15 protein-coding genes are annotated in these 16719 nt (G+C 63.0%); 9 read left to right on the top strand and 6 right to left on the bottom strand.

The annotated features are described in order from the left end of the window. Positions 1-6 precede the first annotated feature (6 nt). The 3 genes from PQR32_RS36650 to PQR32_RS36640 form a co-directional block, all read right to left on the bottom strand. On the bottom strand, positions 7-1251 hold the full coding sequence (locus PQR32_RS36650; RefSeq protein WP_408239158.1) for an MFS transporter: 1245 nt from the start codon (positions 1249-1251) through the stop codon (positions 7-9). A gap of 26 nt (positions 1252-1277) precedes the next feature. Further along, positions 1278-1820, bottom strand: coding sequence for a flavin reductase (locus tag PQR32_RS36645; protein WP_408239155.1), 543 nt, complete (start codon positions 1818-1820; stop codon positions 1278-1280). A 194-nt stretch (positions 1821-2014) separates the two neighbouring features. Further along, a complete protein-coding gene (locus tag PQR32_RS36640) occupies positions 2015-3406 on the bottom strand; it encodes an LLM class flavin-dependent oxidoreductase (RefSeq protein ID WP_408239152.1) in 1392 nt (463 codons plus the stop codon). Between the two features lie 250 nt (positions 3407-3656). Between PQR32_RS36640 and PQR32_RS36635 the strand changes: the two genes are divergently transcribed. Then, positions 3657-4226: a helix-turn-helix domain-containing protein gene (locus PQR32_RS36635; protein ID WP_408239149.1), complete on the top strand. Its 570-nt coding sequence runs from the start codon at positions 3657-3659 to the stop codon at positions 4224-4226. A gap of 138 nt (positions 4227-4364) precedes the next feature. Here the strand turns inward: PQR32_RS36635 and PQR32_RS36630 are convergent, their stop codons facing one another. After that, complete coding sequence (locus tag PQR32_RS36630; protein WP_408239213.1) at positions 4365-4727, bottom strand: BON domain-containing protein; 363 nt, start codon at positions 4725-4727, stop codon at positions 4365-4367. A gap of 285 nt (positions 4728-5012) precedes the next feature. Then, entirely contained in the window at positions 5013-6818 is a 1806-nt protein-coding gene (locus PQR32_RS36625) for an acyl-CoA dehydrogenase (protein ID WP_408239146.1), read from the bottom strand. Positions 6819-7087: 269 nt separating this feature from the next. On the opposite strand from PQR32_RS36625, the gene PQR32_RS36620 reads away from it, so the two are divergent. From PQR32_RS36620 to PQR32_RS36610, 3 genes are all read left to right on the top strand, one after another. Continuing rightward, positions 7088-7861, top strand: coding sequence for an SDR family oxidoreductase (locus PQR32_RS36620; RefSeq protein ID WP_408239143.1), 774 nt, complete (start codon positions 7088-7090; stop codon positions 7859-7861). Positions 7862-7947: 86 nt separating this feature from the next. Next, the gene (locus PQR32_RS36615; protein WP_408239140.1) at positions 7948-9630 is read left to right on the top strand and encodes a long-chain fatty acid--CoA ligase; all 1683 of its coding nucleotides are present in this window, start codon (positions 7948-7950) and stop codon (positions 9628-9630) included. A 173-nt stretch (positions 9631-9803) separates the two neighbouring features. Further along, positions 9804-10118 carry a hypothetical protein gene (locus PQR32_RS36610; protein ID WP_408239137.1) on the top strand — a complete coding sequence of 105 codons (315 nt, stop codon included), beginning with the start codon at positions 9804-9806 and terminating at the stop codon, positions 10116-10118. Positions 10119-10216: 98 nt separating this feature from the next. On the opposite strand, the gene PQR32_RS36605 is transcribed toward PQR32_RS36610, so the two are convergent. Next, the gene (locus PQR32_RS36605; protein ID WP_408239134.1) at positions 10217-10501 is read right to left on the bottom strand and encodes a hypothetical protein; all 285 of its coding nucleotides are present in this window, start codon (positions 10499-10501) and stop codon (positions 10217-10219) included. Positions 10502-10759: 258 nt separating this feature from the next. On the opposite strand from PQR32_RS36605, the gene PQR32_RS36600 reads away from it, so the two are divergent. The 5 genes from PQR32_RS36600 to PQR32_RS36580 all read left to right on the top strand — a co-directional run bounded on the left by PQR32_RS36600 (position 10760) and on the right by PQR32_RS36580 (position 16497). Further along, on the top strand, positions 10760-11890 hold the full coding sequence (locus tag PQR32_RS36600) for a VIT1/CCC1 transporter family protein (protein ID WP_408239131.1): 1131 nt from the start codon (positions 10760-10762) through the stop codon (positions 11888-11890). A gap of 512 nt (positions 11891-12402) precedes the next feature. Then, complete coding sequence (locus tag PQR32_RS36595) at positions 12403-13581, top strand: quaternary amine ABC transporter ATP-binding protein (RefSeq protein ID WP_408239129.1); 1179 nt, start codon at positions 12403-12405, stop codon at positions 13579-13581. Beyond that, positions 13574-14476, top strand: coding sequence for a choline ABC transporter permease subunit (gene choW, locus PQR32_RS36590; RefSeq protein ID WP_408179140.1), 903 nt, complete (start codon positions 13574-13576; stop codon positions 14474-14476). The genes PQR32_RS36595 and choW overlap by 8 nt, the downstream gene beginning before the upstream one ends. 7 nt (positions 14477-14483) lie before the next feature. Next, positions 14484-15482, top strand: a complete 999-nt coding sequence (locus PQR32_RS36585; protein ID WP_408239126.1) for a GlxA family transcriptional regulator — start codon at positions 14484-14486, stop codon at positions 15480-15482. A gap of 79 nt (positions 15483-15561) precedes the next feature. Further along, positions 15562-16497 (top strand): choline ABC transporter substrate-binding protein, encoded by a 936-nt coding sequence (locus tag PQR32_RS36580; protein ID WP_408239123.1) that lies wholly within the window; start codon positions 15562-15564, stop codon positions 16495-16497. Positions 16498-16719: the final 222 nt, after the last annotated feature.

The following is a 16719-nucleotide window of genomic DNA, read 5'->3' as shown; positions in this document are numbered from 1 at the left end:
AAGGCGCTAGCGTCGCCCACCCGAAAGCCGTCGCGCATCCGGCAAACGCCGCAAACGCGCCATCGCGATGCAGCCGAGAAGCGGCCCGATCGCGAGCATGCTGAAGGCGCCGCGCCAACCCGCCAGCGCGACGACGTCCGGCACCAGATGAATGCTCACCAGCGTCAACAGAAAGCCCGCGCAAGTCTGCGCAGTCAACAACGTCCCGATCGACGCCGGCTCGGCGAGCTCAGCAATACTCGCCGAGAACTGCGCGGAATCGGCAATCACCGAAATCCCCCAGCACAGCGCCACGCAGCCGACCAGCCAGACCGGCGCGCCGAGCAGCCAGCCCATCAGCGCGGCGCACGCGCCGCTCACGGCCATCGCGCCGATCGTCACCGTCGTGCGGCCGAACCGGTCCGCCAAGACGCCGCCGAGCCATGCGCCGACGGCGCCCGCCGCGACCGCGCCGAAGGTCAGCCATTCGGCCGCCGCGCGCGGCTCTCGCATGCCGGCTGCCGCAAAGCTCGCTTGCAGGAACACGGCGAGCCACGCCCACATCGCGTATAACTCCCACATGTGGCCGAGATAACCGAGGTTCGCGAGCCGCAAAGCGGGGTTGCGCCAGGCGCCGGCCAACGCGGACCATTCGATACGCGTCGCGCGTGCCATGTTCGGGCCGACGCCGCACAGCAGAATCGCGACGCCCGCCAGCAGCGCGCAGCACGCCGAGATGCCATAGATCGCGCGCCAGTTCGAACCGCCGAGCGCGGCCAGCAGATGTGGACTCGCGGAACCGAAGGTCAACGCGCCGACCAGCAGTCCGATCAACAGGCCCAGGTCGCCTTTCGCCCACGTCGCCGCGAGCCGCATGCCGACCGGATAAACGCCCGCCATGCAGATGCCCGTCAACAGCCGCAGCAGGATCGCGAGCGGACTCGCTGGCGCGAGGAACACGAGAAATGCGGTGGCCGCGCCCGCCGTCAATGCGCTGGCCATGAAAAACCGCCGTGGATCGAAGCGGTCGGCGAGCGAGAACAGGGCGCTCGTGACGGTGCCGGCCACGAACCCGGCCTGTACGGCGCTCGTGAGCAAGGTCGCCTGCAAGGTAGACAGACTCTCTGCCTGCTTGACGATCGCCACGACAGCCGACGATGAAAACCACACGCTCATCGCGCCTACCTGGCAAAGCAGCAGAATCACGAGCGAACGCGTCTTGCCGGCCATCGCGCGGCTCGATCGATGCGGGCTTGCCGAGGCCTCTTTCATGCGTGTCTTGTGCCGTGCACCCTGCGTTAGCCGGCCGATTCAGCGGCGAGTGCGCCGGCTTCGGCCGCGTGCGTCGCGTGCACGGAGCGCGCGCCGACCCGGTGATAGCGGCGGCCGTAGTAGATCAGCGCGTCGCCGGCGACGTGCGTATGCGCGGCTTTGACGGCGCAAAAGAACACTGTGTGCGTGCCGACTTCGGTGACCGATTCGATCTCGCAGTCCAGCGAGGCGAGCGCCCCCTGCAGGACCGGTGCGCCTGTCGCGAGGGTATCCCATTGCGCGGCGGCAAAGCGCTCCGGCATCGGCAGCGTGCTGGTGGCGAAGTGGGCGGCGAGCGCCTGCTGTTCCGCGCTCAGCACGTTGACGCAGAGTTTGCCGTTAGCGCGGAAGGCCGCGTTGTTGCGGCTGCTGCGATTGATGCACACGAGCAGCATGGGCGGCTCGTCCGTCACGCCGCAGACCGCGGACGCGGTACAGCCCGCGAGCCCCGCTGCGCCATCGCTCGTGATGATGTTGACGGCGGCGCCGAGACCGGCCATCGCGTCGCGGAAGGTGCTCCTGTCAAGCATGTGAGCCTCTGCGGAAAGATCGCCGCGCCGTTGTATGGCGGCGTGGGCGGCACGAAGTGGAAACCTGCATGACGGTGCTATCGATAAGGATTACCTGGAACCAGGGCGGTGGCGCAAACGGGCAAGCGGCATCTTGCAGCTTCGCGCCTGGCGGGCGAACGCACATGACTGAAGCGTGCATCACGGCGCTGGTGTCAGGCATCGCCCGGGACCGTCGCCACGGCACAATCCGGCGAGCGAAACTTCGCCGCCGTATGGTTGGCAGGCAGACGCGCATGACCGAACAGCTTCTCCCGCAACGTGCCCTCGCGATACGCTCGCTTGTAAGCGCCGCGTTCCTGCAAGATCGGCACGACGTGCGCGATGAAATCCTCGAAGCATTCCGGCGCGACCGTGCGCGACAGATTGAATCCGTCTACGCCCGCGTCTTCGGTCCACGCGATCAACTCGCTCGCCACCCGTTCAGCCGAGCCGACGAGCGGCGCCTGGCGGCTGCCCAGCACCATCTGTTCGAGCAGCTTGCGCTTGGTCCACTGCGGACCCGCCGCGCGCGTCATGGCTTCGACGTTCGATACGATGGCCTGGCTCTTGCCGGTTTCGATCGGGTCGTCGAGGTCGTAGCGCGCGAAGTCGATCCCGAGCGACGCCGCCGCATGCACGAGCGCCGCCTCGGAACTGACATAACGCCGGTACTCCGCGTACTTCTCCTGCGCCTCGCTGTCCGTGCGTCCGGTGATGACGGTTTGTCCGAGCAGCACCTTGATGTCGTCCGCGTGGCGGCCACCCGCCACGGCATGCGCACGAATATCGTCGACGATCGCTTTCACGGCCGGTCTCGCCTGGCCGTTGACGAACACGCACTCGGCGTGCGCCGCGGCGAACTGTTTGCCGCGCGCCGATGACCCCGCCTGATACAGCACCGGCGTACGCTGCGGCGACGGCTCGCTCAAATGCATGGCATCCACCCGGTACTGCTTGCCGTGATGATGGATCACATGGACTTTCGAGGCATCCGCATACACGCCCTGGACTTTGTCGCGCAGCACCGCGCCGTCTTCCCAACTGCATTCCCACAGTTTGTAGACCAGTTCCATGTATTCGTCGGCGAGGTCGTAGCGGTCGTCGTGCGCCATCTGCCCGGTCAGGCCGATCGCGCGCGACGCGCTGTCCAGATAGCCGGTGACGATGTTCCAGCCGACCCGGCCGCGCGTCAGATGATCGAGCGTCGACATGCGCCGCGCGAACAGATACGGCTGCTCGACCGTGAGATTGGACGTGACCCCGAACGATAGATGCCGCGTGACCGCGGCCATGGCCGGAATCAGCAGCGTCGGGTCGTTGACCGGCACCTGCACGGCGCCGCGCAGGGCAGCGTCGGGGTTGCCGCCGTAGACGTCGTAGACGCCCGCCACATCGGCGAAAAAGATGCCGTCGAAGAGGCCCGCTTCCAGCGTGCGGGCGTAGTCGGTCCAGTACTGCAGATCCGTATAGCGCGCGGACTGATCGCGCGGATGGGTCCACATGCCTTGCTGGATGTGGCCGACGCAGTTCATGTCAAAAGCGTTGAGAACGATTTCCTTCGGCATGGTGTCTTCCGGCTGGGGTGGGCGAATGCTTGCGGCTCCGCTCGAGTGGCGTAGGGCCGCGCTGGCTGCGCTTGCGGGCATGCCGCGCGATCCTGCGTTTAATATAGTGGACGAAAAATCACTATGCAAGACATTGATTCCGGCCTTTAATGGGCGGCGAGGCAGGTGTGGGCGTCAGCGTCCATGCCTATATCGCCTCGATATAATTTGCGGTGCCTACTCTCCCCACCCTCGACTCGTCCATCTTTCCATGTCCGAATCCGCTGCCATCGATCTGACCCAGGCGATCTCCTCGCGCGTGAAAACCGAACGCGAGGCGCGCAACTGGTCGCTGAGCGAACTGGCGGAGCGCTCGGGGGTGTCGAAGGCGATGATCAGCAAGATCGAACGAGGCGAGGCGAGTCCCACGGCGACGGTGCTCGGGCGTCTGTCAGGCGCGTTCGGCCTGACCTTGTCGACTTTGCTGGCGCTCGCCGAGCAGACCGGCGAGCGGCTCGCGCGGCATGCGCAGCAATCGGTCTGGCAAGACCCGGAAACCGGCTACACGCGCCGGCGCATCTCGCCACCCACGGGCGGCGTGCTGGAATTGCTCGAGATCGAGTTGCCGCCGGGCGTGAAAGTACCGTATCCACCGGATGCTTTCGTGTTCCAGCATCAGCAGATCTGGGTGACGCTCGGCGTGTTGACTTTCCGGGAAGGTCAGCAGGTATACCGGCTGGAAGCGGGGGATTGTCTGCAGCTTGGCGCGCCGCTCGAATGCGAGTTCTTCAATGCGGGCGAGGACGTGTGCCGTTACGTGGTCGGCCTCGTTCGACGATAAGCGCTTCCATGTCCGTTTCAATGGGCGCTTCAATAAACGGTTCAAATACCAGGACGACAGGCAACGCCTCACGCTCGCATCGAGCGACGAGCGGCGTTGCCTGTCGTCACCGGCAAGTCACCGGGTGAAGGCGGGCGCTTAACCTCCGCCACCGCCCTGCGTGCCGATCGTGAGCTTATTGTTCACCGACTTCACGCCGGCCACGCCCTTCGCCACTTCTTCCGCCTGCGGAATCTGCGCGCCGTCGGGCACCGATCCCGTGATCGTCACCGCACCGCCGCGGGCCCGGACGAACACGTTCGACACGTCAAAACCCTGCGCTTTCGATAGAGCCTTGCGCACCTGCAGACCCAGCGCGCGGTCCGTCTTCTTCACCGTTTTGGCACTGGGCGCCGACGTGTCGCTGGACGCCGTCGCGTCGCTCGACTGCGCATAGGCGCTGGCCGCCGTTGCTAAACACAATGCGATGCCGAGCGCCTTCAAAAGATTGACTGTTTTCACGTTTTCTCCATCCTCGAAAAGTTGATGTCGCTTCGTTGCATGCAAAAAACCAAGCGCTTGCGAGCACTTTTCCGCCCACGAGGAGCACCCTGTCTTGTAGAAGAGTGATGCCGCGACGCTCCCGGCGCGCTTAAACAATACTCCAGCCGAAGCGCTCATGCTGGAAAAACTGGCCGGAACGCCGCATTGGCAGCCATTCCGACAATCATTGCGACGACTTCCGTTGCGCACGTGTGACGAGGATATTCCACATATCGGGCTGCGAGTCCATCTATGCTCAAGCGCCTAGAACCATTGTGGCGCCATGCTGAGCGTGGTGTCGTCCAACGTGCGCAACGTAGCGAGCATCAAGGCGACGCGCGGCAGTTCCCAGCGGAAGAACCATTGGCACGCCTGCAGCTTGCCGCGATAGAAGTCCGCGTCTGCTTCGCTATGCGACGCGGGTAGCGCGGCGCTTGCGACGATCGCCTGGCGCAACCATGTCCACGCAATCACGATATGGCCGAAGGCTTCGAGAAATGCGTTTGCATTGGCGAGCGCGCGTTCGCTTTCATGGGCCAGCGTGGGCAGCAATGCTGCGACTGTGGCAGTCAGATCGGTCCATGCTTCGCCGAGCGCATCGGCATGCGCATGCAATGCCGGGCGTTCGCGCGCCGCGTCGATCGTCTGCTGGATTTCGCGCGCCAGTTGTTTAAGTGCGGCGCCCTGTTTCATCGTCACCTTGCGGCCGAGCAGATCGATGGCCTGAATGCCGTGCGTGCCTTCGTGAATCATGTTCAGCCGGTTGTCGCGATAGAACTGCTCGACCGGATATTCACGCGTATAGCCGTAGCCGCCGTGAATCTGGATCGCCAGGCTATTCGCCTCGAGACACCATTGGGACGGCCAGGATTTCACCACCGGCGTAAGCAGATCGAGCAGCAGGCCCGCTTCGGTGCGCGCGGCTTCGCTCTCGCCGGTGTTCTGTTCGTCGACGAGACGTGCCGCGTACAGGCACAACGCATAAGCACCTTCCACATAGGCTTTTTGTGCGAGCAGCATGCGGCGCACGTCGGCGTGTTCGATCAGCGGCAATTGCGGATCGAGCGGGTTCTTGTTGTCGGGGCGGCGTCCTTGCGGCCGTTCGCGCGCGTAGTCGAGCGACGCCAGATAGCCGCGGTAACCAAGCATGACCGCGCCGAGACCGACGCCGATGCGCGCCTCGTTCATCATGTGGAACATGTAAGCGAGACCGTGGTGCGGCTCGCCCACCAGTTCGCCGATGCATTCGCCGTGTTCGCCGAACGACAGCATGGTCGACGTCGTGCCGCGCCAGCCCATCTTGTGAATCAGTCCCGCGAGCGCGACGTCGTTGCGCGCGCCGAGGCTGCCGTCTTCGTTGACGCGGAACTTCGGCACGGTGAAGAGCGAGATGCCCTTGACGCCCGGCGGCCCGCCGGGAATGCGCGCCAGCACCAGATGAACGATGTTCTCGCTCAACTCGTGATCGCCGCCTGAAATGAAAATCTTGTTGCCGCGAATCGAATAGGTGCCGTCCGCATTGGGCGTGGCGCTCGTGACGAGGTCGGACAGGCTCGAACCCGCTTGCGGCTCCGTCAACGCCATGGTGCCGAACGCGCGGCCTTCGAAGAGCGCTTGCAGATACTTGCGCTTTTGCGCGGCGCTGCCGAAGCGTTCGATCACGTTCGCGTTCGCCGTGGTCAGCATGGCGTACGACGCGGTGGCAATGTTCGCACTCTTGAAGAGCGACAGGCACGCCAACGAAATCACCGACGGCAACTGCATGCCACCCCATTCGTAGTCCTTGCCCGCGGCGAGAAAACCGGTGGCGCGCATCGCGTCGAGTGCGTCCTTCACCTCGGCGGGCAGGGTGACGCGTTGACCGTCGAACTGCGGTTCGTGTTCGTCCGAGAGACGGTTGTGCGTCGCGAATTTTTCCACGGCGACGGCGTGCGCGGTTTCGAGCGCAGCGTTGAAGGTCTCGCGGCTGTGATCGGCGTGACGCGCGCGGCGTGTGAGCGTCTCTGCGTCGAGCACTTCGAATAGCTGGAACTCGAGATCGCGTGAGTTGATGATCAGCGCATCTTGCATGGAAGAAGACCCGTGAAAAGTAAGCCGCTATGCGAAACCGCCGCGTAAGACACGCGTAAAAAACGCCCTCAAACGGATCGGCGCGGCGCGATTGAAAAGCGCGGTATTCGGGTAATTCCCGATGCTACGCCGCTCGATGTTGCGTGCCAGTTTATAACGAAAGTGAATGATCGTGCTTTTATTTACAGACTGAATTTCGGCACGTATGATGAGGCGCAAAACGCGGCATGACGATCTGCATGGCAGAACAAATCTGGAGGAGCGACGCAATGTCTGTGAAGGACCTGTTTCAACTGGACGGCAAGGTTGCACTCATCACCGGCGGCTCGCGCGGCCTCGGTCTGCAAATGGCCGAGGCACTCGGCGAAATGGGCTGCCGTGTCGCCATCACCGCGCGCAAGGCCGACGAACTCGCCGAAGCGAAAACGCATCTGCAACAGCTCGGCATCGAAGTGCAAACGGTGGTCAACGACCTGCAGCGCTTCGAAGGTATCCCCGGCCTCGTGGATGAAGTGCTGGGCCTGCATGGCCGCATCGATATTCTCGTCAACAACGCGGGCGCGACATGGGGCGCGCCCGCCGAAGACTATCCCGACGAAGCGTGGCACAAGGTCATGAACCTGAACGTCAACGCGCCGTTCTTTCTCGCTCGCGAAGTCGGCAAGCGCAGCATGATTCCGCGGCGCGCGGGCAAGATCGTCAATATTGCTTCGGTGGCGGGCTTGAAGGGTTCGCCGCCCGGCATGAACACGATTGCGTACAACACGTCCAAGGCCGCCGCGATCAATTTTACGCGGGCGCTCGCCGCGGAATGGGGCAAGTACAACATCAACGTCAATGCGATCTGCCCGGGCTTTTTTCCTTCGAAGATGACGGCCGGTCTGCTCGGCCAACTCGAAGACGCGATCGTCTCGCGCACGCCGTTGCAGCGTCTGGGCGGCGACGAAGATCTCAAAGGTCCGATCGTGTTCCTCGCGAGCGAGGCGTCGCGTCATATCACCGGCCAGGAATTCGCGGTGGACGGCGGCGCGATCATCGTCTGAGCGTCACGCTGGTCCGACGCGGCGATGTGAACGAAGCGCTCGGCAGAGATCGGGCGCGCACCGACAGTAAAAAGCAGGAGACGCTGATGAACGAACGCCATCACCTGCATTGGCCACCACAAGTGCCGCTGCATTTGACGCTGCCCGCGACCAATCTTTTCTATAACGCCGAAGTCTCGGCGGCGCGCTATCCTCACAAGCCGTTCATCATCTTCTACGGTACGGCGATCACGTTTGCCGAATTCAAGGACGAAGCCGAGCGGATCGCGGGCTTTCTGCAGCAGGAGTGCCACGTCAAGGCAGGCGACCGCGTGCTGCTCTATATGCAGAACAGTCCGCAATGGATCATCGCTTACTACGGCATCCTGCGGGCGAACGCGGTAGTGGTGCCGGTCAATCCGATGAACATGACCGCCGAGCTGGCGCATTACGTGGAGGACAGCGGCGCGACCACGATCATCGCACCACAATGCCTGTTCGCGAACGTCGAGCCGCTGATCGGCAACGGGCCTGGCAAGGGCCTCGAGCACGCCATCGTGGCGACGTATAGCGATTATCTGAAGCAGGCATCGCCGATTCCCGTGCCTGAATTCGTCGCCGCGCCGCGCAAGACGTTCGCGATTCACGGCGTCACGCCATGGCAGGACGTGCTCGAACGGCGCGTTGCGCCGGGGCCGCTCACCACCGGTCCCGACGATCTGTGCGTGATGCCCTATACGTCCGGCACCACCGGCAAGCCGAAGGGTTGCATGCATACGCACCGCAGCGTGATGAGCACGGCGCTCGGCGGCTGCGTCTGGTTCTCGTCGCCGCCGGACGGCGTTTATCTATCGGTACTGCCGCTCTTTCACGTGACCGGCATGCAGGGCGGCATGAACAGCGCGGTCTTCTCCGGCGCAACGATCGTGCTGTTGCCGCGCTGGGATCGCGAAGCCGCTGCGCTATGCATGCAGAAATATCGCGTCACCGCTTGGCAGTCGATCTCGACGATGATGGTCGATTTCCTCTCGAACCCGAAGCTCGGCGAATACGATCTGTCGAGCCTCACCGGCACGCGTGGTGGCGGCGCGGCGATGCCGGACGCGATCGCCAGAAAGCTCAAGACGCTGACCGGGCTCGACTATGTCGAAGGCTACGGCATGACGGAGACGATTGCCGGCACGCACATCAATCCGCCGCATCGCCCGAAGCCGCAGTGCCTCGGCATTCCCGTGTTCGACGTGGACTCGCGCGTGATCGACCCGGTCTCGCTAGAGGAATTGCCGCAAGGCGAAACCGGCGAGATCGTCACTCACGCGCCGCAGGTCATGCAGGGCTATTGGCGCAATCCGAAGGCGACGGCTGAAGCGTTCATCGAACTCGATGGCAAGCGGTTTCTGCGAACCGGCGATCTCGGCCATATCGACGAAGACGGCTATTTCTTCATGACCGATCGTCTCAAACGTATGATCAACGCGTCCGGTTACAAAGTATGGCCGGCTGAAGTCGAGGCGCTGATGTACCGGCATCCGGCGATTCACGAGGTCTGCGTGATCGGCGTGAAGGACGCGACGCGCGGCGAGACCGTGAAGGCGCTGGTGGTGCCCGATGCGGCGCATGCAGGCACGATTACTGCACAGGAGATCATCGACTGGGCGCATGAGCAGATGGCTTCGTACAAGGCTCCGCGTATCGTCGAGTTCGTCGCGTCGCTGCCGAAGTCGGGCAGCGGCAAGATCTTGTGGCGGAAATTGCAGGAAGAGGATGCGGCGCGCGCGGCTGGCTCTTGAGATTCGTCTGCTCGATGCAACACCCACTCGCGGCGCTGAGAATACTCTTTTGATGGTTTGCCTGTAAGCTTTGAGCGCGAGTCCTTGCTGAATGTCGTGCGGCTCGCGGTAGTGAACAAAAGACTCGCAACAATGCTGAATGCTATTGCCAACTTTCGAGAGGGGAATTGAAAATGAAGCGCTTTGCCATTAAACAGATCATGCTCGGACTTGCCGTCACCGCCATGGTGGCAGGCAGCATTCCGCTCGCCGCGGCCCAAGGCGCGAGCGACGCCACCATGACGGCGTCGCCCGACACGGCGAGCAGTGCGAAGCCGACCAAAGCCGAGCGTAAAGCGGCCCGCAAACAAGCGCGCGCGAAGAAGAATGCCGAACTGAAGAAGCTCGAAGATGCAGGCTACCAGCCGGGCCAGAACGACCCGAACTATCCGGATAAGCTGCAGAAAGCGCAGAAGAAGGCCGGCATCGGGACAGCCGCGAGCCAGTAACAGCGCAGGCGTGCGCGCGGCGGAACTGAGCGTCGCGCGCATACCGATATGGGTCGTGTCCGGCACTTGGGCAATGCGCTAGTCCCGCACGCGGAACATCAATGGTCGAACACTGGCGAATGCTTGCCCACAAAGCGCATCGCCGACGACTGCGATGAACTTGTGGCCGGAGCACCATAACCTGAACTCTCGCCCGAGTATCCCGAACTGTTGCGCGACGGCCGTTGAGATTGCGTTACCGCCTGATTGCCCTGTGCATCGTGTAGCGACGCGGCGGGTGCCGTCGTGGCGCCGTTCGTCGGCGTGGTCATTTGCTGCGCGAACGACAAGGCCGGCATGGCAACGAGCGACGCGATGAGCATGAGATGCCTGAGGGATTTCATGGTGATTCTCCAATAGCAGTGTGGACGAGGTGAGGGCGATGCACTGATCCATTCGGTGAGTGCGTGACGACAGAATAAGCAGCGGACCCTTAACTTTTCCTTAGGCCGCGCATGCTGTTTTTCACGAGCGTCCGCATCTCGAATGGTGATGAGAAGCGTTGGCTTTCTCGCTCACGACGCGCTTTAGGGCTTTGATCTTTTCCGTATCTGAATCGATTACGCTTTGATGCTGTGGACTCGATAGACGGGCACAGCACCATGGCATCCAGACGCGAAGTAAAACGATACAAAGCCAATCTCTCCGATGAACTGCACAGCGCCGCGCTGTACGAAACCCTTGCCAAGGTCGAGAAAGACGGCATGCGCAAGCAGGTCTACAGCGAGCTCGCCAGGTCCGAGCGCGATCATGCGCAAGTCTGGGCCGACAAGCTCAGAGCCAATGGACTTCATCCGAAAGGGACCGGCCAGGCCGTCAAAACACGTTTGATGAAAGGACTGGTCCGCGTGTTCGGCGCGGCCTTCGTGCTGCCCACGCTCGCAGCCGCGGAGTACGCCGATCGCAATAAATACCAGCGCCAGCCGGACGCGGGCCGCATGTCGGCCGACGAGCATCATCACGCCGCGATGGTTCAGGCGCTGGCTCATGGCGGTGGCGATGCGAGCCTGTCGCCAGGCGCGCGGATCGCAGCAGCCGAGTCGTGGCACAAGGGTGCGGGAGCGGGCAACGACTTGCGTGCCGCCGTGCTCGGCGCCAACGACGGCCTCGTCTCGAACTTCTGCCTGATCATGGGCGTGGCCGGCGCGGGAACCGGCAACAAGGCGATTCTGTTGACGGGACTGGCGGGGCTCATCGCCGGCGCGTGTTCGATGGCGCTGGGCGAATGGCTCTCGGTGACCAATGCGCGCGAACTCGCCAGCACCCAGATCGCGAAAGAGGCGCAGGAGCTCGAGGAGTCGCCGGAAGCCGAAGAGCACGAACTTGCGCTGATCTATCGCGCCAAAGGTCTCGACGCGGGCGAGGCCAAGCGGGTCGCGTCGCAAATGATGCGCGACAAAAGCAAGGCGCTCGACACGCTGACTCGCGAGGAGCTTGGACTCGATCCGGCGGAGTTGGGCGGCAATCCGTGGTCCGCCGCGGGCGTGTCGTTTTGCCTCTTCTCGGTGGGCGCGATTTTTCCGGTGATGCCGTTTTTGTGGACGCACGGGTACCACGCGATCGTGCAGTGCGTGCTGCTCAGCATGCTGGCGCTCGCATCGATCGGCGTGTTCACGTCGCTTTTCAATGGACGCAGCGCAGGGTTCTCCGCGTTGCGGCAGGTCGTGATCGGGCTGATCGCGGCTGCGTTCACGTTCGGGGTGGGACGGTTGCTGGGTGTGTCGGTGTCGTGAATGCCGTCTCAGCGGGCACGTCTGACCGTCGAGCGGGGCAAACGTAGGCGTTTTGAACGGAGGTTTCTGGCGCTTGTGCTTGCTGCGCTGCGGAAACCGTGCCCGCAGACCCCGCCGAACTGCATTTTTTTATCGCGCACCGCCTCCACTTGCTCTGGCGCGACACGCCTCAACGCCCCCCGCAGCACCCTCCAAACCCTTGCCCCACAAGGCTCCAGCCCTCACCGGCCGGCGTGCCCAAAAAATGGGTGTCGCATTTCCACATGTGGTTGTCGCAAATAGTCGGCTAGCCATACTTTTTTCTGGCAACTATGTATGCACAGCGCGGACGGACGTCCGCCACTGCAGCAACTATCTTGCATGGGACCCGAGTAAGCACTAAAGCGCTAACTCCGGTCGATGCGGTGCATGGGACCGGAGTAAGCGCTAAAGCGCCAACTCCGGTCGACGCGGTGCATGGGACCGGAGTAAGCGCTAAAGCGCTAACTCCGGTCGACATAGGAGAGCATTCAATGAATTCCCCCAAGGTCGTGGTCGAAGGGCTGTGCAAGGTGTTCGGCACCAACCCGAAACAGGCGATCGGCATGCTGGCAGGCGGCGCGACGAAAGAGGAAGTGTTCGCGCGCACCGGTCAGATTGTCGGCGTCCACAACGTATCGTTCGAAGTCAAGGAAGGTGAGATCTTCGTGCTGATGGGCCTGTCCGGCTCCGGCAAATCGACGCTGATCCGCCTGATCAATCGCCTCGTCGAGCCCACGGCCGGCAAGGTGCTGATCGACGGCCGCGACGTGGCCAGCGTGCCGCGCTCCGAGCTGACGGCGCTGCGCCGCAAGGACATGAGCATGGTGTTCCAGTCCTTCGCGCTGATGCCGCAGCGCACCGTGCTGTCCAACGCGGCGTTTGGCCTCGAAGTGGCGGGCGTGGGCCGCAAGGAGCGCGAGAAGCGCGCGATGGCCGTGCTCGAACAGGTCGGCCTCGCCCCGTTCGCGGAGAAGCTGCCCGCGCAACTGTCCGGCGGCATGCAGCAGCGCGTGGGTCTCGCGCGGGCGCTGGCGGTCAACCCGTCGCTGATGATCATGGACGAGGCTTTCTCCGCGCTCGATCCGCTCAAGCGCAAGGAAATGCAGAACGTGCTGCTCGACCTGCAACGCGAACAGCAGCGCACTATCCTGTTCGTGTCGCACGATCTGGAAGAGGCGATGCGCATCGGCACGCGCATCGCGATCATGGAGGGCGGCCGGGTCGTGCAGGTCGGCACGCCGCAGCAGATCATCACCAATCCCGCCGACGATTACGTGCGCGCGTTCTTCGAAGGCATCGACACCAGCCGTTATCTGACCGCCGGTGATCTGATGCAGACCGACGCCGTGCCGCTCATGCAGCACTCGCCGCAGATCGATGCGTCGAGTGTGGCCGCCACGCTCAACGGCAGCGCCGACTACGCGTTCGTGGTTGACCGCGAACGCAAGATTCGCGGCTTCGTGTGCCGCGACGCGTTGGGCAGCGCCTCGCCGCAGCTCAACCAGATCGAATGCATCCGCCGCACCACGCCGCTCGACGACGTCGTCGAACTCGTGGTAGCGAGCCGTGCGCCGCTGCCGGTTGTCGAAGCCGACGGCTCCTACTGTGGTTCGGTCAACAAGACGAACGTGCTGAACGTTCTCACGCGCCATCGGAGTTCCCATGTCTGAAGTCATTCCACTTGGCGCTTGGGTCGATCACGGCGTTCATTACCTGCTCGACCACGACGCAAAAACTTTCGACTCCATCGGCAAGGTGATCGAGAGCTTTGCCGCGGTGATCGAACACGGCCTGCAAGCAGTGCCGATGTGGGCGCTGATGGCGTTCTTCGTCGGCATTGGATTGTGGCGGGTGGGCTGGCGTTTCGCGCTGTTCACGCTGCTGGCCATGCTGCTGATCTACGGCACCGGGTTCTGGGATCAGATGGTGATCACGCTCGGCCTGACCTTGTCGTCGACGTTGATCAGTCTGCTGCTTGGTGTGCCGCTCGGCATCTGGACCGCGAAGAGCCGCACGGTCGAGATGATCGTGCGTCCCGTGCTCGACCTGATGCAGACCATGCCGGCGTTCGTCTACCTGATTCCGGCCGCGATGCTGTTCGGCCTCGGCCGCGTGCCGGGGATTCTGTCGACGGTGATTTTCGCCATGCCTCCGGCGGTGCGTCTCACGTCGCTCGGTATCAAGCATGTGAACCGGGAAATCGTCGAAGCCGGGCAGGCGTTCGGCTGCACGCCGTGGCAGTTGCTCTACAAGGTGCAGTTTCCGAACGCGCTGCCGTCGATCATGACGGGCGTCAACCAGACCATCATGATGGCTTTGTCGATGGTGATCATCGCGTCGATGGTGGGCGCGGGCGGTCTCGGCAACGACGTGCTGGCCAGTATTCAACGGCTCGATATCGGGCTTGGCTTCGAAAGCGGACTCTCAGTGGTGATGCTCGCGATCATTCTCGACCGCATCACGGAAAGCTTCGGCCGGTCGCCGGGCATGGCGCGCGCGCCGCTGCTGTCGGGCTTGCGCAGCGTCATGAAAGTGCGCCGCGAGCCGGCCGCGCAACACGGCTGAGCCGCCTATGAAGCGCGACGCGCTCACGCCTGTCGAGCCCGAGGCCGATTCGCCGCTGTCCGGGCTCGCGCACGTCGGCTTTCTGACGCTGCCGAACTTTTCGATGATCGCGTTCACCAGCGCGGTCGAGGTCCTGCGCATGGCCAACTACGTGGGCCGCGCGGAGCACTACCGGTGGTCGGTGATCTCGCCGGACGGCGAACCGGCGCGAGCGAGCAACGGCATCACGGTGAAACCCACCACGACGCTGGCCGAAGCCGGCATGCCGGATGTGCTGATCGTCTGCGCCGGCTGGCATGTGCGCGATTACGTGGACGACACGGTGATCGCGCTGCTACGCGAGGTGGCCGACAAAGGTATTCCGCTCGGCGGTATCTGCACGGGACCGTATGCGCTGCTGGCCGCGGGCTTGCTCGACGGCTATCGCTGCACCGTGCACTGGGAAGACATGTCGCCATTGCACAAGAGCTACCCGCATGTGCGTTTCGCCGACGAACTGTTCGTGATCGACCGCGACCGCATGACCTGCACGGGCGGCACCGCGCCGCTCGACCTGATGCTGAAGCTGGTCGGCATGCGGCTGGGCCATGCGGTGGCGGCGCAAGTGTCCGAGCAGTTCATCGTCGAGCGGATTCGTGGCTCGACCGATTACCAACACATTCCCGTCGACGCGCGGGTCGGTTTCTCACGCGCGGAACTGGTCGAGGTCGTGCGGCTGATGGAAGCGAATATCGAGGAGCCGTTATCGCTCGACGAGCTCGCGCGGCTCGTGCATCTGTCGCAACGTCATTTGCAGCGCATGTTCAAGATGTTCCTGAGCGTGTCGCCCACGCATTATTACCTGACGCTGCGTTTGCGGCGCGCGCGTGAGTTGCTGCGCAATACGGATGCGTCGATTGCGCGCGTGACGGCGGTGTGCGGCTTTCATTCGGCGTGTCATTTCAGCAAGGCGTATCGCGCGCAGTTCGGTCACGCGCCGAGCGTCGAGCGGCGCTTGTCCGCGTGATGGACAGCGGGAATCAGCCAACGCAAAACAATCCGCTTCATTAGAACCAGTCAAACATCAATCACCCTGAGGGAACGCCATGAAACGTTTGTGGGCTGCGTCGTTGTGCGCGCTGTCTGTGTCGTCTGTATTTGCCGCGGAACCGGCCACTTGCCGCGACGTGCGATTCGCCGACGTCGGCTGGACCGATATCGCGGCGACCACCGGGTTGGCGTCGACCGTGCTCGAAGGGCTCGGCTACAAGCCGACCAAGACGATCGCCTCGGTGCCGATCACCTTTGCGGGCGTGAAGAGCAAGCAGATCGACGTGTTCCTCGGCTACTGGTCGCCGACCATGGACCCGATGATCGATCCGTTCAAGAAGTCCGGCCAGCTCAGCGTGTTACCCACACCGAATCTGACCGGCGCGAAATACACACTGGCGGTGCCGGATTACGCATATCAGTCCGGCATCAAGACCTTCGCCGACATCGCGAAGAACTACGACAAGCTCGACGGCAAGATCTACGGGATCGAGCCGGGCAACGACGGCAATGCGTTGATCAAGAAGATGATCGACACCAATCAATATGGCCTCGGCAAGTTCAAGCTGGTGGAGTCGAGCGAGGCGGGCATGCTGGTCGAAGTGAACCGCGCGATCCGCGACAAGAAGCCGATCGTGTTTCTCGGCTGGGAGCCGCATCCGATGAACGTGCAGATGAAGATCGATTATCTGTCCGGCGGCGACGCTGTGTTCGGCCCGAACTACGGCGAAGCCAAAGTGCTGACGGTCACGCCGAGCGATTATTCGGCGCGCTGCCCGAACGTCGCGAAGCTGGTGTCGAACCTGCAGTTCACGACCGACATCGAGAACCACGTGATGCTGCCGATCATGAACAAGACCGATCCGAACAAGGCCGCGCGCGAATGGCTGAAGGCGAATCCGACGGTGCTCGACAAGTGGCTGGCGGGCGTGAAGACGTATGACGGGAAGGATGGGTTGCCGGCTGTGAAGGCGTATGTGGCGGGGAAGTGAAGCGGGACTTGTAAAATGCGGCGGCTATGAGGCACTCCCTCAGGAATGCCTTTTACGTCGCCCCGTTTTCTCCTTGGTTTTGCATCTCGGCGCTCAGCCGACATTCTCGTGTGTTGATATCGGATCAGACATTTCCGTAGTGCGGTTCGGTGTCGTCTGACCGTTGCAATTCGAAGTTCCTACGACGTAGGTCGGTGTTTGTCGACTCGCGTCAGAACTGGC

It is taken from the genome of Paraburkholderia dipogonis (assembly GCF_046027395.1).
Taxonomy (GTDB): domain Bacteria; phylum Pseudomonadota; class Gammaproteobacteria; order Burkholderiales; family Burkholderiaceae; genus Paraburkholderia; species Paraburkholderia dipogonis_A.
Note: the sequence above shows the minus strand (reverse complement) of the source record. Positions and strands in the feature narration are given on the sequence as shown.